21 protein-coding genes and 2 pseudogenes are annotated in these 24,165 nt (G+C 70.4%); 8 read left to right on the forward strand and 15 right to left on the reverse strand.

All coding sequences use genetic code 11. The features are described from left to right. Window positions 1-29: 29 nt before the first annotated feature. The 3 genes and pseudogenes from WBG99_RS15795 to WBG99_RS15805 form a co-directional block, all read right to left on the reverse strand. Window positions 30-1,607: an ISL3 family transposase gene (locus tag WBG99_RS15795; RefSeq protein ID WP_338896070.1), complete on the reverse strand. Its 1,578-nt coding sequence runs from the start codon at window positions 1,605-1,607 to the stop codon at window positions 30-32. Window positions 1,608-1,689: 82 nt separating this feature from the next. Beyond that, window positions 1,690-2,194: pseudogene (locus tag WBG99_RS15800) on the reverse strand (transposase); the annotation flags it as partial. 216 nt (window positions 2,195-2,410) lie between these two features. Beyond that, entirely contained in the window at window positions 2,411-2,863 is a 453-nt protein-coding gene (locus WBG99_RS15805; RefSeq protein WP_338896920.1) for a hypothetical protein, read from the reverse strand. 384 nt (window positions 2,864-3,247) lie between these two features. On the opposite strand from WBG99_RS15805, the gene WBG99_RS15810 reads away from it, so the two are divergent. Both WBG99_RS15810 and WBG99_RS15815 read left to right on the forward strand, forming a co-directional pair. Next, window positions 3,248-4,210: an ATP-binding cassette domain-containing protein gene (locus WBG99_RS15810; protein WP_338896921.1), complete on the forward strand. Its 963-nt coding sequence runs from the start codon at window positions 3,248-3,250 to the stop codon at window positions 4,208-4,210. A 46-nt stretch (window positions 4,211-4,256) separates the two neighbouring features. Then, window positions 4,257-5,072, forward strand: coding sequence for an ABC transporter permease (locus tag WBG99_RS15815; RefSeq protein ID WP_338896922.1), 816 nt, complete (start codon window positions 4,257-4,259; stop codon window positions 5,070-5,072). An 82-nt stretch (window positions 5,073-5,154) separates the two neighbouring features. Here WBG99_RS15815 and WBG99_RS15820 read toward each other — a convergent pair whose 3' ends face one another. Both WBG99_RS15820 and WBG99_RS15825 read right to left on the reverse strand, forming a co-directional pair. After that, a complete protein-coding gene (locus tag WBG99_RS15820) occupies window positions 5,155-6,270 on the reverse strand; it encodes a hypothetical protein (RefSeq protein ID WP_338896923.1) in 1,116 nt (371 codons plus the stop codon). Then, window positions 6,267-8,312 (reverse strand): BTAD domain-containing putative transcriptional regulator, encoded by a 2,046-nt coding sequence (locus tag WBG99_RS15825; protein ID WP_338896924.1) that lies wholly within the window; start codon window positions 8,310-8,312, stop codon window positions 6,267-6,269. The genes WBG99_RS15820 and WBG99_RS15825 overlap by 4 nt, the downstream gene beginning before the upstream one ends. Window positions 8,313-8,434: 122 nt before the next feature. Between WBG99_RS15825 and WBG99_RS15830 the strand changes: the two genes are divergently transcribed. Next, complete coding sequence (locus tag WBG99_RS15830; protein WP_338896925.1) at window positions 8,435-8,959, forward strand: choice-of-anchor P family protein; 525 nt, start codon at window positions 8,435-8,437, stop codon at window positions 8,957-8,959. 299 nt (window positions 8,960-9,258) lie between these two features. Here WBG99_RS15830 and WBG99_RS15835 read toward each other — a convergent pair whose 3' ends face one another. The 7 genes from WBG99_RS15835 to WBG99_RS15865 form a co-directional block, all read right to left on the reverse strand. Continuing rightward, window positions 9,259-9,519: a hypothetical protein gene (locus tag WBG99_RS15835; RefSeq protein WP_338896926.1), complete on the reverse strand. Its 261-nt coding sequence runs from the start codon at window positions 9,517-9,519 to the stop codon at window positions 9,259-9,261. Window positions 9,520-9,926: 407 nt separating this feature from the next. Further along, window positions 9,927-11,105: a cytochrome P450 gene (locus WBG99_RS15840; RefSeq protein WP_338896927.1), complete on the reverse strand. Its 1,179-nt coding sequence runs from the start codon at window positions 11,103-11,105 to the stop codon at window positions 9,927-9,929. Then, window positions 11,102-12,331 (reverse strand): MAB_1171c family putative transporter, encoded by a 1,230-nt coding sequence (locus WBG99_RS15845; RefSeq protein ID WP_338896928.1) that lies wholly within the window; start codon window positions 12,329-12,331, stop codon window positions 11,102-11,104. The genes WBG99_RS15840 and WBG99_RS15845 overlap by 4 nt, the downstream gene beginning before the upstream one ends. Continuing rightward, window positions 12,328-12,855: a regulator component gene (locus WBG99_RS15850; protein ID WP_338896929.1), complete on the reverse strand. Its 528-nt coding sequence runs from the start codon at window positions 12,853-12,855 to the stop codon at window positions 12,328-12,330. Before WBG99_RS15850 ends, WBG99_RS15845 begins: the two co-directional genes overlap by 4 nt. A 291-nt stretch (window positions 12,856-13,146) precedes the next feature. Continuing rightward, window positions 13,147-13,602, reverse strand: coding sequence for a helix-turn-helix transcriptional regulator (locus WBG99_RS15855; RefSeq protein ID WP_338896930.1), 456 nt, complete (start codon window positions 13,600-13,602; stop codon window positions 13,147-13,149). A 157-nt stretch (window positions 13,603-13,759) separates the two neighbouring features. Then, entirely contained in the window at window positions 13,760-13,951 is a 192-nt protein-coding gene (locus tag WBG99_RS15860; protein ID WP_338896931.1) for a hypothetical protein, read from the reverse strand. A gap of 526 nt (window positions 13,952-14,477) precedes the next feature. Next, window positions 14,478-15,908 carry a glycoside hydrolase family 43 protein gene (locus WBG99_RS15865; RefSeq protein ID WP_338896932.1) on the reverse strand — a complete coding sequence of 477 codons (1,431 nt, stop codon included), beginning with the start codon at window positions 15,906-15,908 and terminating at the stop codon, window positions 14,478-14,480. Window positions 15,909-16,380: 472 nt separating this feature from the next. Between WBG99_RS15865 and WBG99_RS15870 the strand changes: the two genes are divergently transcribed. Then, a complete protein-coding gene (locus WBG99_RS15870; RefSeq protein WP_338896933.1) occupies window positions 16,381-16,731 on the forward strand; it encodes a hypothetical protein in 351 nt (116 codons plus the stop codon). 406 nt (window positions 16,732-17,137) lie between these two features. Here WBG99_RS15870 and WBG99_RS15875 read toward each other — a convergent pair whose 3' ends face one another. Both WBG99_RS15875 and WBG99_RS15880 read right to left on the reverse strand, forming a co-directional pair. Then, a complete protein-coding gene (locus tag WBG99_RS15875) occupies window positions 17,138-17,884 on the reverse strand; it encodes a TIGR03943 family protein (RefSeq protein WP_338896934.1) in 747 nt (248 codons plus the stop codon). Next, window positions 17,881-18,864 (reverse strand): permease, encoded by a 984-nt coding sequence (locus tag WBG99_RS15880; protein WP_338896935.1) that lies wholly within the window; start codon window positions 18,862-18,864, stop codon window positions 17,881-17,883. The genes WBG99_RS15875 and WBG99_RS15880 overlap by 4 nt, the downstream gene beginning before the upstream one ends. A 185-nt stretch (window positions 18,865-19,049) precedes the next feature. On the opposite strand from WBG99_RS15880, the gene rpmF reads away from it, so the two are divergent. From rpmF to WBG99_RS15900, 4 genes are all read left to right on the forward strand, one after another. After that, on the forward strand, window positions 19,050-19,220 hold the full coding sequence (rpmF, locus tag WBG99_RS15885; protein ID WP_338896936.1) for a 50S ribosomal protein L32: 171 nt from the start codon (window positions 19,050-19,052) through the stop codon (window positions 19,218-19,220). 10 nt (window positions 19,221-19,230) lie between these two features. Beyond that, window positions 19,231-20,412: a GTP-binding protein gene (locus tag WBG99_RS15890; RefSeq protein ID WP_338896937.1), complete on the forward strand. Its 1,182-nt coding sequence runs from the start codon at window positions 19,231-19,233 to the stop codon at window positions 20,410-20,412. Between the two features lie 213 nt (window positions 20,413-20,625). Then, window positions 20,626-21,339, forward strand: a complete 714-nt coding sequence (locus tag WBG99_RS15895) for a hypothetical protein (protein WP_338896938.1) — start codon at window positions 20,626-20,628, stop codon at window positions 21,337-21,339. A 227-nt stretch (window positions 21,340-21,566) separates the two neighbouring features. Next, window positions 21,567-22,193 carry a sigma-70 family RNA polymerase sigma factor gene (locus WBG99_RS15900; protein WP_338896939.1) on the forward strand — a complete coding sequence of 209 codons (627 nt, stop codon included), beginning with the start codon at window positions 21,567-21,569 and terminating at the stop codon, window positions 22,191-22,193. An 88-nt stretch (window positions 22,194-22,281) separates the two neighbouring features. Here the strand turns inward: WBG99_RS15900 and WBG99_RS15905 are convergent. Continuing rightward, window positions 22,282-24,113 (reverse strand): annotated as a pseudogene (locus WBG99_RS15905) (prolyl oligopeptidase family serine peptidase). Window positions 24,114-24,165 lie beyond the last annotated feature (52 nt).

Consider the following 24,165-nt stretch of genomic DNA (forward strand, 5'->3'; position numbering starts at 1 on the left):
GACGATCTTGTGATCCGGACGGTTCAGACTCACCGTGCGAGTAGGACGCGTTTGCGTAGGAGATCGAGGCTGGCCCTGCCGAACATCTGGCGTTTCAGCATCTTCAGCCGGTTGATGTTGCCTTCGACGGTGCCGGAACTGTGTGGCAGGGACAGTCCGTTGCGGACGGCGTCGAAGTCGCGGCGGAGGTTGCGGGCGAAGCCCGCGAGCGGGGTCAGCGTGTCTTGCTCAGCGTTGGTGATCCAGTCTTCGAGGCGGTCGCCGTGGCGTCCGGTCATCATCGCGGCGAACTTCCTGACGTGGAGGGTGAGCCGGTCGAGCTCGGGATCCCGTTTGCGTAGGCGGTGGAGCTTGTCGGCGTCCTCGTCCCGCAGGTGCTCGGGGTGGGTCATGATCCAGGAGGTGACCTCGCGGACCGATGGCGGCTTGGGGCCGGGGACGGGTGCATGTCCGCGCCCGGTTCGGTAGCGCCGCAGATGACGCTGGACGGCCAACTCGCCACCTGGATAGCCCAGTTGTTGGATCTCGCGGTAGAGCTGGGCGGCGTTTCTGACACCTTCGTTCCAGCGCCGGTGCAGGTGGCCGACGTACGGATCGACGATATGCGCCCGTTGCAGGCTCTTGGCGACGACTTCGTCCGCGGAGCGGGCGTTGACCAGCTTGCGGACGGTGGCTTGGTGCAGCCCGAGTTTCCGGCCGATCGCCGCCTTGGACATGCCCTTCTCCCACAGTTCGTGGGCGGCGGCATGCTGCTCACGCAATCGAGTCACGATCTTCAGCTCCGTCGATGGCTGGACCTTCTCGGGCTCCGCCTCCAGGGCATCGGAGTTACCGTCAGTTGCGGGAACTGGTTCGGTCAGGCGGGAACGATGGGCGTTCACCGACTTCTCGACCGCCTGTCCGAGGTTGGCCCACAGGTGATAGCGATCAGCGACCTGCTCGGCCTGCGGTGCCCCGGCCCGTGCACCTTCCGCGTATCCGCCGGAACGGTCACGGCAGATGACCTTCACCTCAGGGTGACCGCGGAGCCAGGCAGCCAGGTCCTCTCCCTCACGTCCGTCGTAGAGGTGCAGTGGACGGTGGGTGGCCATGTCGATGAGCACAGTGCCGTAGTGGCGGCCTTTACGGAAGGCGAAGTCGTCGACACCGAGTACCTCCACCTGGCCGATCTCCGGGTCGGGCAGGGCTCTGACCAGCCGCAGCAGCGTGTCCTTGCCCACGGTGATACCGGCCGCGGCCGCGAGTCGGACTCCTGCCCTGCCGGCCAGCGCCAGCCCGACCCGCGTTAACACCCCACGCAGCAGCGGGCCATAGCGACTGTGCGGGGTGGTCAGCCCCGCGATCTGTTCGGCGAACGTCACCGCTGTGCAGTCAGGGTTCTCGCAGCGGAATCGGCGCACGCACAACTCGATCACCACGCCGAGCCCGCCAACGGCGACATCGCGCAACCTCCGTACGTACCGACCGTGCACCCGAGACGACCTCTGGCCGCACCGGCAGGCCCCAGTCGTGGCCCGCACCCGCGTCCTCAACACCACCTTTTCCGGCCGTCGTTCGACCTCCTCGATCAGCAGCGCGGACAGGTGCGGAAACAGCTCCAAGAGCACATCACGAGAGCACGCGATGCATGATCGCGAACAGTCGGCACGACCCGTTCAACCGTCCGGATCACAAGATCGTCGACAGAACCCGGATCTTCACGTTGATCGCATCGACGAACAACACCGGATAGACGCGGTCCAGGGGGCGGTTGGACCATTCCGCCATCCCGTCCATCACCTTGTCGGTGATCGTGGAGATGGTCGCCTTGGACACGCTCGCGCCGTAGACCTCGGCCAGATGTGCGGAGATTTCCCCGTGCGTCAGGCCCTTCGCGGACAGCGACAGCACCATTTCGTCCACCCCGGACAGGCGCCGCTGCCGCTTCTTGACGATGGCCGGCTCGAACGTCCCGGCCACGTCCCGGGGGACCTTGACCTCGACCGGGCCGACATCGGTCAGCACCGTCTTCGCCCGGGTCCCGTTGCGGCTGTTGCCGCTGCCCCGGCCCTCGGCGTCGTGCTTCTCGTATCCGAGGTGATCGGTGATCTCGCCCCCCCAGGGCGGACTCCAGCACCCGCTTGGTCAGCTGCTGGAGCAGCCCGCCCTCCCCCGTCAGCTGCAGGCCCTCCGACCGGGCCCGATCCACGAGCATCGCAACCAACTGCTCGTCACTCACCGCCGCGGGCTCGCCGCCCGGTATCTGCTCGATGGCCGTGTCGCTCATCTGGCGTCTCCTTGATCATCGGATCCGCCGATCATTGAACACTCCCGCCGTCGTCGACAGGGCAAACATTGCCTGATCCGGCACTAGAAGACCAAGCCCCGTCGAGGCCCGCTTAGACGGCCGGAGGGATCCCTGCTGGGGCTCTCAGTTCATCCGCTTCAGGTCCCGGGCGCTCATTCCGAACAGCACATTCGGCTGCGCGTACTTGAAGGTGTAGCCAGCGACGAGAGCGGCGGCAATGAACTCGCCATTGGTGACGTACCTGCCGGTTGCCCGCTCCATCACGTGTTTCACGCTGTAGCTGCTGGCGGCAGGGGTCTTGATCGGCGTGACGTTCTCGCGCAGCCACTCGGCCGTCTCCATCACCATGGCCACGCTTCCGCCCAACTCCTCGCGGCCGGCGGCGAGGTCGGTCCGGCGCTGCTCGGCCGTCTTGCGAAGGGGATCGAAAACGCCGATGCCGAAGGAGTTGAGCCGCGGATGCTGCTGCATCACCTCAGCCAAGGCAGCGATCTGTCGGCGGGCCACCAGATACGCCACTCCTGTGGCTGCCTGGTGGGCGTGAACCTCAGCCTTGCTGCGACGGTTCCTGGTCATCGTGTGCTCCATCGGACGGGACGCCCCACGTCCACCCCGCCGCAGATACTTGGATGACCTGGCGGAACGCTGCTGCGCGATTCGGGGAACCTTGTCTTCGCCGCCACGATGGACGTGGGCCACCATGACTCGGAGCGGGCAGGCGCGATCTGCCATGCACAGCATATGGCCCAGCCCAGCCCCGTCCCGGCAATTCGGGGAGATCCGCCGACGGAGCCATTCCGACGACCGGCTCAACCACCGGTTCATTCGGCCCGGAGTCCTCTGATACCGCCTGACAGCTGTCGACGACCGCTGTCAGCGTGCTGTCCGCGGACTGTCAGCCGGGCCCGGCACCGTCATGGTCATCGAGAACGACGAGGACCTGACAAGGAGTTGTTGAACATGGCGTACGCGATCCGGGCCGAGGGACTGGTCAAGAAGTACGGCGACTTCACCGCCCTGGACGGCGTCGACCTGGAGGTGCCGGCCGGCAAGGTCGTCGGAGTCCTGGGCCCCAACGGCGCCGGCAAGACCACCACCGTGCGCATCCTGGCCACGCTGATGCGCCCCGACGGCGGGCACGCCACCGTCGGCGGCCACGACATCGTCAAGGCCCCGGTCAGGGTCCGGCAGCTGATCGGGCTGACCGGTCAGTACGCCTCCGTGGACGAGACCCTGTCCGGCGCCGAGAACCTGGTGCTCATCGGGCGGCTGCTCGGCCTCTCCCGACGCGATGCGAAGGCGCGGGCAGCCGAGCTCCTGGAGAACTTCTCCCTCGCCGAGGCGGCCCGCAAGCCGATCGCCACCTTCTCCGGCGGTATGCGCCGGCGTCTGGACCTGGCCGCCTCCTTGGTCGGCCGGCCCCAGGTGCTCTTCCTGGACGAGCCCACCACCGGCCTGGACCCGCATGCCCGGCAGGAGGTCTGGGATGTTGTGCGGCAGCTGGTCGCCGACGGCTCCACGGTGCTGCTCACCACCCAGTATTTGGAGGAGGCCGACCAACTCGCCGACTCCATCACCGTCTTCGACAAGGGCCGCAAGGTCGCCGAAGGCCGACCCGGTGAGCTCAAGCGCCGCGTCGGCGGCCAGATCCTCCAGGTCCGGCCCACCGTGGCCGCCGACGTGCCGCAGGTCGCCGGGATGCTCACCGAGCTGACCGGACACGCCCCCGCCCAGGAGGACTCCGGCGTACTCACCGTGCCGGCCGATGACCCGCTGATCGTCGCCGCGGTCGCCCGCCGCCTGGACGGCGCCGGCATCACCGCCGACGAACTCGGCCTGCGGCTGCCGAGCCTGGACGAGGTCTTCCTCGCCCTGACCGGACACGCGCCCGCCGTCACCGACGACCTGCCCGTCGCCGTCTGAGCCCCCAGATCCCGTTCCACGCAGACTTTCCCGAGAGGACCTTGTCATGAGTATCCAGTCCCTCAGCGCCCACGCCGAACTCCCCAGCCGTATCGGCCTCGCGCAGACCGCCCAGCACAGCCTCGCCCTTGCCGGCCGCGGCGTCACCAAGTTCATGAAGTCGCCGATCCAGCTGGTCGACGTAATCCTCACCCCGATCATCAGCCTGCTGATGTTCGTCTACCTCTTCGGGGAGGCCATGTCCGGCGGCGACACCGACCGCTACCTGCAGCTCGTCACCCCCGGCGTCATGGTCATGGCCGTCTTCCAGGCCAGCGTCGGCATCGGCGCCTCGCTCTGCGCGGACGCAAGTACCGGAATCTTCGACCGGTTCCGCAGCATGCCGATCGCCCGCTCCAGCCCCCTGATAGGCGCCGTCCTTGCCGACATCGTCCGCTATGTCGTCTGTCTGGGCACCCTGGTCGTCCTCGCCCTGGTCATGGGCTACCGCGTCGAGACCGGCCCGGTCGCCTCGCTCGCCGCGCTCGCCCTGCTCGTCGGCTTCGCCCTCAGCTTCTCCTGGATCTCGGTGTACCTCGGCATGCTGATCAAGAACCCCGCCTCTGTTCAGGGCCTGATGACCATCCTTATCCTGCCACTCACCTTCGCCAGCAACGTCTTCGTCCCGAGGGACGACATGGCCGGCTGGCTCCAGGCCTGGTCCGACGTCAACCCCGTCTCCCTGGTGGCCGACGCGGTCCGCGGCCTGCTCAACGGCGGCCCGGTCGCCGGTTCCTTGGCCGGCACCTTCGCCTGGATGGCCGGCGTGATTGTGGTCTTCTTCCCGCTGGCCATGCGCGCCTACCGCAAGAACGCCGGATGATCCTCCGGTGACAAGTCCGGCCGGGCGGGGTCCGCACCCACAGTGCGGACCCCGCCCGGCTGTCCGCTGACCGCGCGCATTGTCAGATCCGCGGCACCGCCCGCAAGGTCTCTGCCTCCAGCCACCGCAGCGCGTCCTCACGGGAGTACGCAGCCCCCTCCTCGAACGCCTTCTTGAAGCCCTCCTCGCCCAGTGTCGCCACGATGCGGTCGACCAGCTCGCACCACTCTGGCTCACCCCAGTCGAAGGCACCGCGCATCACCTGGCTCATGCCGAGCGACCTGGCGCCCTCTTCGGGAGCGCCCTCCAATGTCCTCAGACCGCCGAGCAGTTCGGCCACCCAGGCGAGCGCGGCGCCCGCTCCCTGGCCGAACAGGGCGCCGGCCGCCTCGGGCAGCAGGGCCCTGGCCTGCACGGCATCCCCCTCGGCGAGACGATTCTCGATGCGGGTGCTGACGATCAGATCGCGGGCCAGCTCTCTGAGGGAGGGGCGCCGGGCGCTCAGCTCCTCAAGACGGTCGAGGGTCGCGTCGGACTGCGCCAGGTCACCGGCCCTGCGGTGCACATTGGCCAGGCCCACGAGGATGTTGGCCTCCAGGCGCAGCTGTCCGCGTTCGCGGGCCTGCCGGTGTGCGGCGTGCAGATCGCGGAAGGCGCCTGGCAGGTCGCCGCTGCGCCGGCGTTCGCGGGCGAGCCTGGCCTTGCTGAGGTAGAGGTAGTCCTCGGTGCCGAGTTCGGAGCTGAGTGCCACGGTCCGTTCGAAGGTGGCGATGGCCCGGGGGTACTCGCCGCGCAGGGAGTGGTCGCGGCCGATCGGGAGCAGGCTCATCACGAGCCCCCAGCGGTCGCCCACCTCCTCGAAGCCGCGCAGGGCCTCGATCCGGGACTCGGCGCCGGTCACCAGGTCGCCCTGTTCGGTGAGAGCGAAGTCCCGTGCGAGGTGGGCGCTGGCCCGCACCCAGGGGTCGGACGAGTCGAGGGGGTCCTGGTCCGAGGTTCCGCCCGATCCTGATGCGCGTGCGGATAAGGAGACTTCGGACATGCGCAGGAGCAGTACGGCCGGGTGGAACTCACGCGCCGTCGCCGACGCGGCCTCGGCGGCGGGACGTTCGCCGTCCCCTGCCCGTACGGATTCCCGTGCCTGTACGGAATGCCGCCCGCCGACCTCCGCGAGATATGTGTCGAGCTGGGTGCTCATCCCCCGATCCCCCAATACCAGAACATCGCCTTGGCGAAGCGTGCGGCCAGCTTCCCGTCCCGGGCGTCGACGGCCGAGCGCAGCGCGAGGACGAGGTTGTCGTGTTCGGCGTCGAAGACCTCGATCGCACGCAGCTGTTCGCTGGTACGGAGGCGGGGTTCGTATTCTTCCGCGAGGGCCAGGAAGTACGCGGCATAGCGCTTGGTGACGGCGTCCCCGGACTCGGCGTCGGCGAACTGCCTCGCCGCGTACGCGCGTACCGTCTCAAGCATCCGGTAGCGCGGCCGGCCCGCCCCTTCGTCGACGGGGTCGACCAGCGATTTCTCGACCAGGGCGTCCAGGAGGTACGGGATGTCGGCGGCCGGAAGCGATCGGTCCGCGCAGACCGCTTCAAGTGCGGAGACGGTCGCGCCGCCCGGGAACACCGACAGTCTGCGGGCGAGGATCCGCTCGGGTTCGTCGATCAGGTCCCAGCTCCACTCGACGAGCGCGAGCAGGGTGCGCTGGCGGGGCAGGGCGGTGCGGCTGCCCGAGGCGAGGAGGCGGAAGCGGTCGTCGAGGCGACGCGCGATCTGCTCGACGCTCATCGAGCGGAGCTTCGCCGCGGCCAGTTCGAGGGCGAGCGGCATCCCGTCGAGCCGTCGGCAGACCTCGACCACGGCATCGAGGTTCATGTCATCGAGCGTGAAGTCCGGCCGGACTCGGACGGCCCGGTCGACGAAGAGGCGGACGGCGGGCGACTGCGCGGCCTCGGCGGGCTCCGGTGATCCCATCGGTACGTCGAGGGGGCCGAGGTGACACAGGGACTCGCCGGTGATGGCGAGGGCCTCGCGGCTTGTGGCGAGGATCCGTAACTCCGGCAGCTGCTCGAGGAGTTCGGCGGCAAGGTCCGCGGCCTCCTCGACGAGGTGCTCGCAGTTGTCGAGCAGGAGCAGGGCATCCCCGCTGCCGAAGAGCCCGGCCATGCGCTCGACCGGGGTGGCCCGCTGCCCCTGGCCGGCGTCGTAGAGGCGGCCGTCGGTGGAGCCGAGGGCGCCGAGTACCGCGTCGGCCAGCTGGTCGGGGGCGCTCAAACCGGCGAGCGGCACGAACCAGACCCGGCCGCGCGCGTGCGCGCGGTCCCGGGTGGCCGCTTCGAAGGAGAGTCGGGTCTTGCCCGCGCCACCGGGGCCGACGATGGTGACGAGCCTGCTGTGAACCAACTGCCCCCCGAGCCTCCTCAGTTCATCGTCACGACCGACGAAGCTGGTCAGTCTGGCCGGGAGGCGGCTCGCGGCGGCCTCGGCCCGCTCGACTGGCGTCTCCAACTCACCTCGCAGCAGGGCCAGATGGATATCCTGCAGCTCGGCCGATGGAACGACGCCGAGTTCGTCGTCGAGCCGCTCCCGTATCGCCTCGTACACCGCGAGGGCGTCGGACTGCCGTCCGGCCGCGGACAGCGCCCGCATCCGCAGCCCGGCGACCCGCTCGCTCAACGGCCTCTCGGAACCGGCTGCTTCGAGGTCGGCCAGCACCTCTCCGTACCGTCCGAGCCGCAGCTCGGCATCGCAGCGGTCCTCGGCCGCCGCGGTCCGCAGATCGTCGAACCGGGTCGCGACGGGCCCGGCGAACGGGGCGTCGAGGACATCAGCGAGCGCCGCGCCGCGCCACAGCCCGAGCGCCGTTCCGAGCAGCGAGGCCGCCTCGCCGGCCCGCCCGGCTGCAAGTTCCCGCCTGCCCCGAGCGGTCAGATCCTCGAAGCGGTGAACGTCCACGTCTTCGGGCCGCACCGAGAGCCGGTAGCCGCCGGAGGCGGACTCCACCGCCGCGGACCCGCGCAGCGCCCTGCGCAGCCGAGACACCAGCGCCTGCAGCGCGTTGACCGCGTCGGCGGGCGGATCCTCTCCCCACAGGCCGTCGACGAGCGAGGCGACGGACACCGTCCGGCCCTCTTCGAGGGCCAGCCTGGCGAGGAGCATCCGCAGCCGGACGCCACCCACCTCGACCGGCGTCACATCGTCGGCGTACACCTGAATCGGTCCAAGCAGTTCTATGCGCACCACGGCGGCCTCCCCCTCCCAACCGACCGGCCCCTACCGTGTCGATCAACCCTCCGACGCCGGGTCAGCATCGCCCACCTGACGCCCCTCGGTAAAGGGCCTTCGGCACCGGACGGCACCTCGGTGTGCGGTGCGTATGCGTCGGCGTCCCGCTGCTGGAGATCGATCCGCAGCCTGGCACCGGAACCGTTCGCACGGCGGACGCGAGCACGACCGACATCCCATGCTCGGCCGAGTGCACCTCGCCCCTGCTGGCCGTGCAGAAGCTGTGCCCCGAGGTCACCACGACGCTCGTCCCCGGCAAGGTCACTGCGACCTCGACCGTTGCGCAGGCAGGCATCGGGCTGCCTGGTGTGCCGCTCATCGAGGTGTCCGGGCTCACCGCGACATCCAGCAGCGAGTGCGGCAAGGGCACGGGCAGCACCACACTGCCCCTGAAGATCGCGGGAGTTCCGGTTACCGTGTCGGGTGATCCGAACACGGAGGTCCCGCTCGTCGGAAGTGGCCGGCTCATCGTGAACGAAGAACTGCCCTCGGCCAGCGCCGACGCCGGCCTCAAGGTCAACGGCATCCACCTCGTCCTTCCCACCGACGGCGGTGAGGTCATCCTGGCCTCAGCGGACAGCTCGATACACAACCGCGGTGACTGACGACTCCGCCCGCCGGGCTGTCCAGGATCTTTGCGAACGACGCGGCAGCGAACTGGAGTCACTCACCTGCGAAGTCGTACCCGGCGCTACGGGCGACGTGGTCGCCGCCACGACCGTGGTGCTCTTCCGCGGTCGCCGCTGCGTCTTCCGCCGCGGGATCTGGCCGCCGAGCCACCCCGCCGCCACCCGAGCCGCCATCTACGCGTCCGTCCTGGAAGAGCGTCTGATGACACGCGTGGTCCCACAGCTCGGCGACGACGCGTCGCCTGTACGCGGTGGAGCCGGCGAGCTTGCCGTTCTCAGGACAGCGCCGGCTCCCGGCCCGCCTTGTCCATCCGCACCAGCGGTACGTCGGTGCCGCCGCCGGAGAACTCCAGTCCGACGGTGGTCACCTTCGGGGCGACGGTGCCCTCACGGGTCCGCGCGAGGTCGGTGTTGATGTGCTTCCACTCACCGCCGACCCGGACCCGGACGGGACGCAGATACTTCCGCGCCTCCAACTCCCCCGCCGGTGTCACGAAGACCTCGCGGCGCTCACCGCGCAGCGAGGTGATCTCCACTCCGCCCGGTCTTCTCGGCCCGCGCCCGCGCTTCCTCCCCGGCGAGCGAAACCCCCTCCGGGCCGGCTGAACCGGGCTGTGTCTTCGGTGCGTTCGGTGCGCCGTGGGATTCGGTCGTCCCCCGTCAGACGCTGCCGCGGTGCCGGGCGGCAGCCCGACCGCGAGCATGGAACTCAAAGCGATCGCGATGGTTCCCCCGACGCCGCGCATACGCGCACGCGCCCTCATCTCCACTCCCCCGCATCGTGAGAATATGATGAAATTTCCATAGTCGGGCGGGAACTTTACTCACCAGTACATGCTCGGTCCAGCACAATTCGAGGTCGGCGGGGCCGTCAGCGGCTCTGCGGGGGATCTTCACAAGCCACGGCGGAACGGCATCGATACGCCCCGGCGACAAGCACTGCTCACACGATGAGCGGCAGGGAGGTCAGGCCGCGCGTCAAACGGGTGTGGCGCCAGGGGAGTTGCTCGGGAGGGACGGCCAGACGGGCGTCGGGGAAGCGTAAGAGGACCGATCGGAGGGCGAGTTCGGCTTCGGCTCGGGCCAAGGGGGCTCCCAGGCAGCGGTGGATGCCGTGGCCGAAGGCCAGGTGGCCGGCGGCGGCGCGGTCGAGGTCGAGGCGGTCGGGGGCGGGGAAGCGGGCGGGGTCGCGGTTGGCGGCGCCGGGGGCGATGAGGACCGGGACGCCCTCGGGGATCACGGTGCCGCCGAGGGTGAACGCTTCGGTGCTGTAGCGGAACGTGGCGATTCCGACGGGCGGGTCGAAGCGCAGCAACTCGTCCAGCGCGCTCCCGAGGCACTGTGGCTCGGCCCTCAACCTTGCGAGCGCCTCCGGGTGCCGCAGGAGGGCCAGGGCTGCGTTGCCGATGAAGTTGGTGGTGGTCTCGTGGCCGGCCACGAGCAGGAGCACGGCGAGCGAGACGAGTTCGTCCTCGGTCAGCCGGTCCTGGCCGTCGCGTACGGCGATGAGGTCGTCGAGCAGACTCTCGCCGGGCGATGCGCGTCTGGCGGCGACGAGGTCGGTCAGGTAACCGGCGATGGCATGCGAGGCCGCGTCGATGCGCCGGGGGTCTCCGGCGGCGAACAGATCGCTCGACCACGTACGCACCAGCCGGCGGTCGGATTCCGGCACCCCCAGCATCTCGCAGATGACGGTGACCGGCAGCGGTACCGCGAGGCTCTCGACGAGGTCCACCGGTCCGTGGTCCGGCCAGGCGTCGAGCAGTTCGTCGACCAGGCCGGCGACGTAGGGGCGCATGCGCTCGACGGCCCCGGTGGTGAACGCCTTCGTCACCAGAGCCCGCAGCCGTGCGTGCTGCGGGGGGTCGGTGGCCAGCATGTTCCGGGAGACGGCCGGATGGAGGTCGCGCTGCGACGGGCGGCCGGCGAAGAACCGCCCGGTGTCCTTCGACAGCCGGGGGTCGGTGAACGCCTCCCTGGCCTCCGCGTAGCCCGTGACGAGGTAGCTGTGGCGCCCTCCCGAACCGGTGGGCACCTTCCGCACCGGCGCCGCGTCGCGCAGCCGGGCGTAGGTCGGGTAGGGGTCGGCGAAGAAACTCGGGTCCTGCAACGGGTCGGTCACGCTTGCGGGTCCGTTCCGGAGGGTGAGGGTGCCGGTTCGTCGGTGACGGGGTGCGCGTCCTCGCCCTGTGCGTAGGCGTGGGCGACGAGGAGCAGCCACTCGGTCTCGGCGCGGAGGTCGCCCGCCCGGGAGGCGGTCCCGGGGGCCGGTGGCGCGGCCTCCGCCTGCGGTGCGCTTCCGGCCTTCTTCGCGTTCACGGCGGCTCGCAGGATCGCGGCCTCCACGATCGCGTCTCCGTCCGGGGTGCCGGTCAGGCCACGAGCGGCGACGGCCCGCTCGGCGTTCTCCCGCACGCGCGGGGAACGGTGGGGGTGAAGGGCGAGCCCGCCGTCGTTGATCTCGATGACACGGCGGTGGAGGAAGAAGTCGGAGTCGTCCCCGTGCTGCTCCTCGTGGAACTCGGCCGAGGCCAGGACGACTTCGGGTGCCGCGTCGGCGATGTCCTTCCACAGGGGGGCCAGCGCGGCGAACGACCGCGCCTCCCATCGACGGCGCAGGAACTGGCTGAACGGCCACACGACCGCCGGGAGCGTGAGCCCGAGCGTGATGAGGAGTACGGCCAGGGCCGGCGCTGTCACGCTGAACACGCAGCGGACGGGACTGACGGGCGTCGAGCACCGGACGCCGTGCGGGAGGAGGTTCAGTTCGAGCCCGATGGACACCAGGCCGAAGACCTTGTACGCGGCATACAACAGTGCGAAGAGGCAGCCGACGGCGGTGACGCGCAGTCCGACACGCTGGCTCCTGCGCCGTGAGTGGTGGGACTGTCTCCAGGTCTGCTTGCAGAAGTCCTTCGCGGTGACACCCAGATACGTGATGTAGATCAGCACGTAGAGCGCGTACAGCTGGGGCGACTGGTCGTTCAGCTGTCCGGCGGCGAACAGGACCGTCATGCCGGCGACGGAGATACCGAGGAAGAGCACACGCAGACGGATGCTCCGGCGGGCCTCGTCGGGCTCCAGGTTGAGCTGGAGCATGAACGCCAGGACGGCGGTCGCGGCGGCCAGCGTGAACGAGTTGCTGAGCAGCCGACCGACATGGGGGACGACGCTTTCGACGGCACTCTCCACGTACGACACGTACGAACCGAAGGCGAGCGCGAACGACACCAGCAGCGCGGCCACGGCCCAGGTGCCGGTCGGCCGGTGACCGCCTCGCCCGCGAACCCAGTAGCCGGCGGCCAGGAGAAGCACGACGGCCACGCCGGAGAACAACAGGTCGATCATCGGTGCCGACGGCCCTTCCTCGTGGGTTCGGCGAACAGGGCCTCCCAGCGCTCGGCGCCCTTCTCCGGCTCGCTGGGGGGTAGTTCACGTCCGCGGTAGATGTGCTGCCGGATGACGGTGGCCATCGTCTCGGCCTCGCGTTCGTCGTCCGTGGAGTAGCTCGTGCGTCCGTTCATGCGCTGGACGAGGGTGGGGTTGAAGCCGATGGCGTGGAAGGCGTCGGCGTCCAGCTCCAGGGTGCCGGGGTGGTCGCAGATGATGTGGCTGACCTCGTGCGCGAGTATGTGGTTCTGGTGCAGAGGGGACGCGCCCTCCTCGTAGAAGAGGAGGTCGGCGTCGGGCGTCTCCAGGCGGATTCCGCACGGCGCGTCGATCGCGCCGAGTGTGTTCAGGGGCCTGAGGATGATCGGACGGCCGCGCTTCTCCGCCACGGCGTCACAGAGGTCCCGGGTGTTGAAGCGGTGGGGGAGACGAAGCGCGGCCACGCGCTTCTCGCACTCGCGGCGAAGCCGCTCAAGGTCCATGTCCGGTCCTGACGTTGTCGGGTCTGGCCCCCCAATGGCGTGACCCCGTCTGATGGCGTGGCCTCGTCCGAAGGCGTGACCCCGTACGGCCGGAGTGCGATCCGGAATCCCCGGTACCGAATCACTCGAAAGCTTAGGCGAACGGCCGGACCCCTCCAAGAAGATCTCTGCCCTCTGGCCTGTCCTCCGACTGAATGGCCGGATACCAACCGGATACCGACCGGGTTGCCAACCGGGATGCCGGCCGACGACAACCGGATGGAGAGTGCCGCTGACCGGATACCGAGTCCGCTAGTCGTCCAGTTTGAGGGTGTTCGGAGCGGTTTCGCCCGGGAGGCCTTCCAGGATCCGGGCCTGTTCGATCACCGCCGTCACCATCTGAAGGGTCTCCGTGCTCAGGCCGTTGGCACGCAGGGCGACGGTGCGGACGTTCCGGTCCCGCATGGCGGCGAGGACGGCGATCTCCGCTCGGGTGCGGTGGGCGGCCTCCTCGTCGACGAAGTAGCCGGCGGGTACGCCGAAGAAGTCGGCGAGAGCCTTGATGGTGTGCCTTGTGGGGTTCTTCTTGGCGCCGGTGCGCAGTTGCTGGATCGCGCTCGCGGTGAGCCCCTTGCCCTCGCCTCCCGAAGCCTCCCTGATGCCCTCGGCGACCTCGGCGTACGTGTATGGCCCGCGCCCCTCCGGGTGGACCTCTTTGAACAGGTAGTCCAGCAACTGAGCGAAGGTGCGCGGCTCGTCGTCTGTCACGTCCGGTACGTCCTTGTCATGATCGCCACTGCATCCACTCTGGTGTGTGGTGAGCGCGGAACCCGGTACTTGGAGCCCACTCTAGTTGACGATCGCCCGCAACCACGGTGTACGGTCTGAAGACACCTGCTCACACCAGAGTGTTCCTCTGCTCCGATCAGGTGTCTTCGACGCCCTGGGGCCATGTCGCATCCCCGGGCGGGTGGCCGGGTTCCACGGGGGTGGGCCCGGCCACCTTGTAGAGGCTGATGCCGTGAGTGCCGGGGGCGGTGGTCAACCGGCAGTCGTATGCGCGGTCGACGGCCTTCTGCTCGGTGGCGATGATCGCGCTTGGTGGTGTCGGGCTCACGTACGCCCCCTCCTGACAGCGCCGCTCCGGTGCCGCGGGCCAGTGCCCGCCTCCCCTGTCACAGAACTAGCAGAAAGCGCCCCGGCCGACCTGGCAGAAGGCACCGGCCGACCGCGATTGCCGTAGGCGGAGTCGGCTTCCGCCGCCACGGCCGTCTGCGCGGGTACGGCCACACCGGCGAAGAGTGCGGTCAGGGCGACCGGGAACACCGATCTTCGGATGAGTCCTGAGAGTCTGCTCTTTGCTCCCGATGGGGTATCACGGCCGCGGGCGGCTGGGCTACGGGCCGCCGGGACGGGTGAGAGGCCGGACGGGGGCGCGCCACCCGCCCGGCAGGCTCCGACGCGACCGGGCGCACGCGCGTCGTCCGCTGAAAGGGCGGGGCAGTCGTGCTCGGCGAGGATCGGCCCGAGCGCACTGGCCGGGGCGGCGGGGTCGTGTGTCGAGCGGGACCACCGGGACGTGTTCGGCGGGTGGGATGCCGACACCTTCCCCGCCAGGGGGCGGGTGGCGGCATCCCGTCCGGTCAGCTCGTCGCGCGGAAGGTGGCGTCAGCACGCCCCGTCGCGTTGGTGATCGGTTCGAGCTTCAACCGGTAGGCGTAGTGGCGGATGTAGCGGTCGGGGTAGTTGTACGACTGGAACGACGACCAGGACGAGTCGGCGAGCCCGGCGACCTGCCGGAACGTGGCGTCCGCGGCGAACCCGCCGGTGCCGTCGTTGTAGGCCAGCTGGAAGTCGAAGCCGGAGTGCCGCAGGAAGTAGCCGGGGAAGTTCACCGACTCGAAGGAGACGGTGCCGGAGCCGGCCAGGCCGGGCCGCTGGCGGAACTGGGCGTCGGGACCGGTGATGTTCTGGTCGATACGCACGTCGAAGTTGGTGTGCCGGACGTAGCGGTCCTGGAAGTTGAACGACTGCAGCCGCTTGGGGGCGGTGCTGGGCCAGCGCGCCTGCACGCGGGCTTCCTCGGTGGCCGTCAGGTTCAGGATCGAGCCGTGGCGCTTCTTGGTGCCGCCCAGGTTGTAGCTTCCCGACGCCGGAAGCCGGTAGGTGGAGGTGGCGGACGGGTTGGTCGTCAGGACGGGCATGTAACCGCGGCCGGAGGCGTACTGGTCGAGGTAGAGGGTCCACTCGTTGCGGTCCCTGAACTTCAGCCACATCGGGCCCTCGACCTGCGCACCGGTCAGGCCGATACCGGAGAGGTTGCCCAGGTTGGTCCAGGTGCCGAGGATGGAGTTGCTGCCCTCGATCGTGATCTGGCCGTCACCGGAGGACCGCACATAGCGGAAGTTCCCCACACCGGCAGGCACTTCGACGATCTGGGTGTCGATGATGCCCTGCGTGCCGGGGCGGTCGATGTAGAGCTGCGGGGTGGTGATGGTGCGGAAGTCGGTGGTGCGGGCGTAGTAGATGCGGTGCTTCAGCACGCCGTTGAGGGTCGCGTTCGTCGCCCAGTACAGGACGTAGTCGTTGGTCTCCGGGTTCCAGATCGCCTCCGGTGCCCACGCGTTGCGCCCGTCGGGGATCGCGCCCGCCACGTTCAGCAGCCGCGGTGCGGACCAGGTCACCAGGTCGGTCGACTCCCACACCACGAAGTTGCGGCTGCCGTTGGACTGGGAGTCCCCCCACGACTGCCCGCAGCCTATGCACAGGTCGGTGGCGATGATCCAGTACCGGCTGCCGTCGGGTGAGCGGACCAGTGCGGGGTCGCGCACCCCGCGCGTGCCCACGGTGGAACGCAGGGTCATCCCGCCGCCGTTGAGATCGGTCCAGTTCAGGCCGTCCGCGCTGTGCGAGAAGTAGATCTGCTGATTGGTCGACCCCTCCCCGATGAAGTGCGCCATCAGGTAACCCGGGTCGGCGGCGGCTGCCCGCTGAGGTGCGGCGAGCACTTGCGCCGTGAAGAGGAGGCAGGCGGCGACCAACATCGCCGCCAGCCGGGAGAGAACCGCGGGCATGTACATCTCCTGTCTTTCTGGGTGCCACGATCGGGTGAAAGTGGATTCGAGGGGGGGAGGCTCGCGGTGCCGGTGGGACAGGACCTGTCGGCGTGCGACGCCGAACGCCGCGTCGCACCGGTCAACGGCCGAGAAGCCGGAGCTTTCGCCGGACCGTGGCAGCGACCGGAGACCCCGCGGTGGCGGGCTGCGTGAGGAGCAGAGCGAGCAGCGTCGCAAGAACTGGCCCCAGCGTGAACCAGTCACGGGTTCGGTACACGGGCTGTCCCCTCTGGCGGCCACCGGCTTCCGAAATCTGGTTCGGAATTTCGAACATCGTGCGGCGCTTCGACCAGAAGATAGGTTTTCAGTCAGAGCACGTCAACGGAACCAGCCAGTATCGTGCCGAACAGTTTCCTTGCCGGAGCACAAGGCGCCCCGACGGCCGGCTCAGGGGCGCCACTCCTCGTAGAACTTCTCCAGCTCCCTCTACGTGGCAGCGGAGCACCCCATCGCCATCCAAGTGCTGCCCATTGGGCGCCGCCGCGAACGGCGCCCGGCGGCCCGTACGGCCCCGCTGCTGCTGTCACTGCGGCCGATCCGGCTGGCCCGGCTGGCCCGGCTGGCCCGGCTGGGCGAGGGCACACAGGTCACGCGCCGACGGGGGCCCGAGAGCCACCTGCTCGGGGTGCCCGGCGGCGCGGACACCGTACGGCTGTGGAATCTGGACGTGGACGACGCCGTACGGCACATCTGCGCGACGACACGCGGTGCGCTCACCCGGGAGACGTGGGACCAGTACCTGCCCCGGCCGCCGTATGAGCCGCCGCGCGAGGGCGCCTGACAAACGTTTGAGCAGGCCAGGAGCCACCTGACAAGCGTGGGCGACCGATGACATGCGCGTGATCCCGATCACAACTCGTCAAAGCAGTGGAGCAGTCGGCTCCCGTCCCACCGGCAGCCTTGTTAGCCTTGGCCATAGCCCGGTCGCTGGTGCATCCCCCGTCGCCAGCGACCGGGCGTTTTCATGCCTCCGACGAACGCGACCGGCGCTCACCCCCGGTGGCTGACACCTCGTCAGCTGCCCGGGGCTGTGCACCGCACACGGTGCGAGAAGGGCCCGCACTCCGTCCTCGGAGTGCGGGCCCTTCTCGCGGTGGATGCCGGGTACGGGCCTTACGCCTGGGCGCCGGCCTTCTTGCGGCGCACGACGAACATCGCCGCCGCACCGGCGGCGGCACCGCCGCCGCTCACCCGCTCCATGCCTCGTCGTACGGGTCCTGGGGTGCCTTGACCGGCTTGGTCGCGGCGACGCGGAGGTACGGGACGGCGGTGCCGTTGACCGGGTCCTCGGCCCGCTTCGGGGTGTAGGTGCCGGTGACCTCGATCCAGGTGTCGGGCTGGAGGACCGCCGGGAGTTCGCCGGTGAGGGCGATCTTGACGGGCTGGGCGTCGGCGGCGCAGCAGTTGAGGGCCATGCGGACGAGGTACGGGGTGCCGGACCCGTCGAGCGCGAGGAAACCGGCGACCTTGAGTTCGCGGCCGGCGAGGGCGCGGCCCTTGTCGAAGACCGCACGGCCCGCGTAGTCGGCGACGCTCAGGCGGAGGGGGCCGTCGGCGGGGAGGGTGGGGTAACCCCAGGGCTGCTGCTGGAGGGCGGTGCCGGTGCGCATGGCGGTGTAGGAGCCGGCGGCGGGCGGGGCGACCAGGACGAGGGCGAGGAGGGGGAGGACCAGGAGCCAGGAGACGCGGGGCTCGTGGTGGGCGTGTTCCTCGTCCCGGCGGGACTCGTGGCCGGTGTGCTCCTCGTCCCGCCGGCGCGCCCGGCGTCCGTACCAGAGGGTCGCCGCCGCGGCGGCTATGAGCACGAGCCCCGCGCCGACGAGGAGGGGGCGCAGACCGGCCTTGACGTAGCGGAGGTAGAGGTCGGTGAATCCGGCGTGCAGGAGGGCGCCGCCGGTGAGGAAGAGGACGACGGTCTGGGCCTGGCGGTTCACAGGAACACCGCCCCGACGAGGGCCGACACCAGGACCGCGAGGGCGAAGGTGGCGGGGGCGAAGCGGAGCGCGAAGGCGCGGCCGAAGGTGGCGGTCTGCATGGCGAAGAGTTTCAGGTCGATCATCGGGCCGACGACCAGGAAGGCCAGCCGGGAGGTCAGGGAGAACTGCGTCAGGGAGGCCGCGACGAAGGCGTCCGCCTCGGAGCAGATCGACAGCAGCACGGCCAGGACCGCGAGGGCGAGGATGGCGATGACGGGGTTGTCGGCGGCGGCGTTCAGCCAGCTCGCCGGGACGACCGCCTTGAGAGTGGCCGCCGCCATCGCGCCGACGACCAGGAACCCGCCCGCGTGCATCACGTCGTGCCGCACCGAGCCCCAGAACGCCGCGCCCTTGCTCTGGCCCTCGTAGGAGGGCCGCTCCGGCGGGCGCATCCACTCGCCCCGGCCCAGCCGCTGCCACAACCAGCCCATCGCGCACGCCACCACCAGACTCGCCACGAACCTGGCGAGCACCATCTCCGGGTTTCCCGGGAAGGCCACGGCGGTCGCCGTCAGCACGATCGGGTTGATCGCCGGCGCGGACAGGAGGAAGGCGAGCGCCGCCGCGGGCGTCACGCCCCGGCGTACGAGGGCGCCCGCCACCGGCACGGAAGCGCACTCGCACCCCGGCAGCACCACACCGGCCACGCCCGCCGCCGGTACCGCCAGCGCGGGCCGCTTCGGCAGGGCGCGGGCGAAGAACGACGCCGGCACGAACACCGCGATGGCCGCCGACAGCAGCACCCCGATGACCAGGAACGGCAGGGCCTGCACGACCACCGCCACGAACACCGTCATCCAGCTCTGCGTCACGGGCGCGGACAGCAGCCCGCGCAGCGGGCCCTGTGCCACCACCGCCAGGACGAGCAGCATGGTCAGGAGGAGGGGTGGGTCGAGGTGCCGACCGCGGTGGGGGGCTTCTGCCTTGGTTGTGGCCACGGGGGACGGTACCTCCGTAGGTAACGGCTGTGCTGTGCGGGCCGGGCGGGCCGGGCGGGCCGGTTCGGCCTCCCCTCTCATACGGCGTCCGGGGCGAGGTTGCTCACGGCCACCGGACCCCATTTCCAGTAATGGGATCCATTTTCATGTACAGTTCCGGTCCAGCATCTGTGGAGGAGGACCCCATGGCCGTACCCAAGCGGAAGATGTCCCGCAGCAACACCCGGCACCGTCGCGCCCAGTGGAAGGCGAGCACGCCCCAGCTGGTGCCGTTCACGGTCGACGGCGTCACACACCTCGTACCGCAGCGACTGCTGAAGGCGTACGAGCGCGGGCTGATCCATCCCCAGGGCTGAGACCACGGCCATGGCGTACGAACAGCTGCCCGTCACCGTCCTCTCCGGGTTCCTCGGCGCGGGCAAGACCACCCTGCTCAACCATGTCCTCGCCAACCGCGAGGGGCTGCGCGTGGCGGTCATCGTCAACGACATGAGTGAGATCAACATCGACGCCGCCCTCGTGCGCGGGGGCGAGGCGGCGCTGTCGCGTACGGAGGAGCGGCTGGTCGAGATGACCAACGGGTGCATCTGCTGCACCCTGCGCGACGACCTGCTGGAGGAGGTGGACCGGCTGGCACGGGAGGGGCGCTTCGACTATCTGCTGATCGAGAGCTCCGGCATCTCGGAGCCCATGCCCGTCGCCGCGACCTTCGCCTTCGCCCGCGACGACGGGGCCACCCTCGGCGACCTCGCCCGGCTCGACACCATGGTCACAATCGTCGACGCGGTGAACTTCCTGCCCGAGCTGGCCGCCGGTGACGAGCTCGCGGCGCGGGGGCTCGACCAGTACGAGGAGGACGAGCGCACCGTCAGCGACCTGCTGATGGACCAGGTCGAGTTCGCCGACGTGATCGTGCTGAACAAACTGGACCTCGTCGACGCGGCGACCGCCGAGCGACTCGCGGCTGCGCTGGCGCGACTCAACCCGGCCGCCCGGATCGTGCCGGTCAGCCATGGCCGGGTGCGGGTCGCGGAGGTGCTCGGCACCGGGGCGTTCGACCTCGAACGGGCCCAGCAGGCGCCGGGGTGGGTGCGGGAGCTCAACGGGGACCATGTGCCGGAGACCGAGGAGTACGGCATCTCCTCGACCGTCTTCCGCTCCGAGCTGCCCTTCCATCCGGGGCGGTTGTGGACCTTCGTGACCGAGGCGCTCGACAGCGGCACCTTCGGGCAGGTTCTGCGTTCCAAGGGGTTCTTCGCCCTGGCCAGCCGGCCGCACGTGGCCGGCCTGTGGTCCCAGGCCGGGTCCGTGGCCCGCTTCGAACCGTCCGCCGCGCGGGACGACGAGGCCCCGTACGCGCAGGAGTTGGTCTTCATCGGAACGGGGTTGCGGGCGGACGCGCTGCGCTCGGCGCTGGCGGGGTGCCTGATGGGTGCGGACGAGGTCCTGTCTCCGTCGGCCGCCGCCGACGATCCGTTCCCCGCGTGGGACACGTACGGGATCGACGACAGCTGCGAGCACGAGCACGAGCCTGCCGGGGTGGGGTGACCTCGACTTCCCCGGCCTCTGCGCCTCCCCGGCCTGCCCTGCCTCTCCGCCCCGGCCTCCCCGGCCTCCCCGGCCTCCCCGGCCTCCCCGGCCTCCAGGGCCGGCTCCCACGTGATCCGGATCACAGTCCACGGTGTGAGTGCGACGGCGGGTGGACATCCGTACTCAAGCGGGACGGCAGACGACCGGTGTCCGGGTGCGAGGAGGGGCGCCATGACCGCAGGGTGGGGTTCGCGCACGATACGCGCCGCGATGTTCGCGGCAGTCTGTGTGATGCTCGCCGCCCTGGGACACGTGATGATGTCCGGCAGCCGGGTGCCCTGGTGGACGATGGCCGCCGGGGCCGCCGCGACCGGCGCCGTCGGCTGGTGCCTCGCCGGACGTGAGCGTGGGCTTCCCCTGATCACCTCCGTCGTGGTCGCCGCCCAGACCGCCCTCCACTCGGCCTTCGAACTGGCGGAGCCGACGGGCCCGAGCACCGCCGTGGACGCCATACGTCCGCCGGACCCCGCGCACTCCACGCACCCCGTGGATCCCGTGCACCCCATGGACACGGGCTCCGCCCACATGGCTCACACGGGCCACACGGGTGCGGCCGGGCACACGGACCATGTGGACCACACCTGGTTCCTGCTGGACGGCTCGGCCCCGTTCTCCTCTTCGTTCGGCATGTTCGCCGCGCATCTGCTGGCCGCGCTGCTGTGCGGTCTGTGGCTGGCGTACGGCGAACGCGCGGTCTTCGGTCTGCTGCGGGCCGTGGCCGGCTGGCTGGCCGCACCGCTGCGGCTGTCCCTCGCGCTGCCCGTCGCGCCGTGGCCGCCGCGCCCCCGGGTGCGCCGGGGTCGTTCGAACCGTTCGCCACGACGGCTCGTTCTCGTCCATGCGATCACCTCCCGGGGTCCGCCGGCCGGGACCGCTGTCATCTGACGACAGCGGTGGCCCGAGGCGGCAGTGCGCCCCTATCCAGGCACGCACGCGCTTCGGGCTTCGGCCGTACGCCGCCCGTGCGCGGGCCGCACGGCCGGTTTCCCTTCCTCACCGGACCGCCGGACCGACAGGCCGCCGAACGCGCTTCCACGTGCCCGCACCCGCACAGGGCGAGCCGTGCGCGCACTCGCGTGCCCGCGTGCCCGCGTCGGTGGTCCGGATCCCGGATGACCCGAGAAGGACACCAGGTGATCACCCTTACTCCCCTGCCCCCCTCGATCCCGGAGGCCAGGTCCGCGACCGACGAGTCCATTACCGCCTGGGCCCTCGCCGCCCGTGGCGGTGACCCCGAGGCCGTCGAGCGGTTCGTCGGTGCGCTGCACCGCGACGTCCAGCGGTTCGTCGCCCACCTCTGCGCGGACCCCCAGGCCGTGGACGACCTGGCCCAGGACACGTTCCTGCGGGCCCTCGGCAGCCTGCACCGGTTCGAGGGGCACTGCTCGGCCCGCACGTGGCTGCTGTCCATCGCCCGGCGGGCGGTGAGCGACAGCTTCCGGTACGCGGCGGCCCGGCCCCGGCTGTCCGACGTACCGGACTGGCGGCTGGCCGTCGAGCGCGCCCAGCCGCGGGGGCTGCCCGGGTTCGACGACGGCGTCGCGCTCGTCGATCTGCTGGAGGCGTTGCCTCAGGAGCGGAAGGAGGCGTTCGTGCTCACACAGGTGCTGGGCTTGTCGTACGAGGACATGGCGGAGCTGGCCGCGTGTCCCGTCGGGACGGTGCGGTCCCGGGTGGCTCGGGCTCGGGCCACGCTGGTGCGGTCGCTGGCGGCGGAGGAGGAGCCGGTGGCCGCCTGAACCGAGGGTGAGTCGTTCGTCCGCGGGTGAGTGAGAGCTGGTCGCGTGGGTCCCCGCGCCCCTGGACCAGGAGGGGCGCGGGGGAACGTCAGGCGTCGGCCCCCAGGTGGCGGGCCGCGAAGTCCAGTTCCAGGCGGAGCTGTCTGATGCGTTCGTCCACCACCAGGGAACCGTGACCCGCGTCGTAGCGGTAGACCTCGTGGACGGCTCCCCGGCTGACCAGACGGGCGACGTAGTTGTCGACCTGGCGGATGGGGCAGCGGGGGTCGTTGACGCCGGCGGAGATGTAGACGGGGGACTTCACGGCGTCGACGTAGGTCAGGGGGAGGACGCCTCGAAACGCTCGGGCACCTCCTCCGGTGTACCGCCCAGCAGTGTGCGGTCCAGGGCTTTCAGGGCCTCCATCTCGTCGTGGTACGCGGTGACATAGTCCGCGACGGGAACGGCGGCGATGCCGAGGCTCCAGGCGTCCGGCTCGGTGCCGAGGCCGAGGAGGGTCAGGTACCCGCCCCAGGAGCCGCCCGTGAGGACGAGGCGGTCGGGGTCGGCGAAGCCGGAGGTCACCGCCCACTCCCGGACCGCCGCGATGTCCTCCAACTCGATCAGGCCGACCCGGTGCTTGAGGGCGTCGGTCCAGGCGCGGCCGTAGCCGGTGGAGCCTCGGTAGTTGATGCGGATCACGGCGTACCCGTGGTCCAGCCAGGCGGCCGGGCCGGCGGCGAAGGCGTCGCTGTCGTGCCAGGTCGGGCCGCCGTGGATGTCGAAGACCGTGGGGCAGGGGCCGTCGGACGCGCCCGCCGGGCGCTGGACGAGGGCGTGGACACGGCCGCCGGGTCCGTCCACCCAGACGTCCTCCACCGGCACCGAGCCGGGCGACTTCAGGCCCGGCGGATCCAGCACGACCTCACCGGTCGTGGAGCGGACGACCGGCGGTTCGGCGGCCGACGACCACAGGTACTCGACGCTGTCGTCGGGACGGGCCGTGGCGCCGGAGACGGTGCCTCTCGGGGTGTCCAGGCGGTCCAGGGCGCGCGACGTCAGGTCGTAGCGGAACAGCTCGCTGCGGGCCTCGAAGCTGTGGGCGACGAGCAGGGCGGAGCCGTCCGGGTACCACTCGGCGGTCAGGTCGCCCTCCAGCCGGTCGGCGAGCCCGAGGTCCGTCTCCTCACCGGAGGCCACGTCCCAGAGCAGCGGCTCCCAACGGCCGCCCCGCTGGTGGCCGATGAGCAGTCGGGTGTCACCGTCCACGGGGGCGAAGCCCAGCACTTCCAGGCCCAGCTCGATCGTGCCGCCCTTGGTGTCGTCGAGCTCGGCCACCGTCGTACCGTCGGGCCGGACCACACGCAGTGCCGAGTGCATCGCGTCGCCGTGCTCGGTGTGCTCGATCGCGATCAGCGAGCCGTCGCGCGAGAGGTCGCCGACCCCGGCCGACTCCCGGTGGCGGTAGATCTCGACGGGCGCCGCGCCCTGCCGGGACAGATGGATCGTGGAGCCGTCCTCGTCCGTGGAACGGCCGACGACCGCCGTACGGCCGTCGCGGCCGATGGCCAGGCCCGCCGGGTACGACGGGTCCAGGCCCGGCGCCGCCTCGTCGTCCGGGCCGCCGTGGAACGGCTGGCGGCGCCAGACGCCGAACTCGTCGCCGTCCTTGTCGTCGAACCACCAGATCCACTCGCCGTCCGGCGAGAGCACGCCGTCCGTCGTGCCGTTGGCCCGGTCCGTGACCTGGCGCTGCTCGCCGGTCGCGCGGTCCCAGGCGTAAAGCTCGTACGTGCCCGTGGCGTTGGAGACGAACAGCGCGCGGTGCGGCGCGTCCTCCGCCCAGTCCGGCAGGGACACTTTGGGCGCCCGGAACCTCTTCTCCCAGTCGGGCATCGACCCGCTCTGCTGCTGCGGGATGGACCCGTTGCTCTCAGTCATGGCCCCATATTGCCCCGCCGGCAGGCCACGGTGCCGCCGAGGCCCCCAGCCT

It is taken from the genome of Streptomyces sp. TG1A-60, assembly GCF_037201975.1.
GTDB lineage: Bacteria > Actinomycetota > Actinomycetes > Streptomycetales > Streptomycetaceae > Streptomyces.

Coding starts and splice junctions, on each gene's coding strand:
- WBG99_RS15805 (WP_338896920.1), bottom strand. CDS start 2,863: ATGACCAGGAACCGTCGCAGCAAGGCTGAGGTTCACGCCCACCAGGCA.
- WBG99_RS15810 (WP_338896921.1), top strand. CDS start 3,248: ATGGCGTACGCGATCCGGGCCGAGGGACTGGTCAAGAAGTACGGCGAC.
- WBG99_RS15815 (WP_338896922.1), top strand. CDS start 4,257: ATGAGTATCCAGTCCCTCAGCGCCCACGCCGAACTCCCCAGCCGTATC.
- WBG99_RS15820 (WP_338896923.1), bottom strand. CDS start 6,270: ATGAGCACCCAGCTCGACACATATCTCGCGGAGGTCGGCGGGCGGCAT.
- WBG99_RS15845 (WP_338896928.1), bottom strand. CDS start 12,331: ATGATCGACCTGTTGTTCTCCGGCGTGGCCGTCGTGCTTCTCCTGGCC.
- WBG99_RS15850 (WP_338896929.1), bottom strand. CDS start 12,855: ATGGACCTTGAGCGGCTTCGCCGCGAGTGCGAGAAGCGCGTGGCCGCG.
- WBG99_RS15865 (WP_338896932.1), bottom strand. CDS start 15,908: ATGCCCGCGGTTCTCTCCCGGCTGGCGGCGATGTTGGTCGCCGCCTGC.
- rpmF (WP_338896936.1), top strand. CDS start 19,050: ATGGCCGTACCCAAGCGGAAGATGTCCCGCAGCAACACCCGGCACCGT.
- WBG99_RS15890 (WP_338896937.1), top strand. CDS start 19,231: ATGGCGTACGAACAGCTGCCCGTCACCGTCCTCTCCGGGTTCCTCGGC.
- WBG99_RS15895 (WP_338896938.1), top strand. CDS start 20,626: ATGACCGCAGGGTGGGGTTCGCGCACGATACGCGCCGCGATGTTCGCG.
- WBG99_RS15900 (WP_338896939.1), top strand. CDS start 21,567: ATGACCCGAGAAGGACACCAGGTGATCACCCTTACTCCCCTGCCCCCC.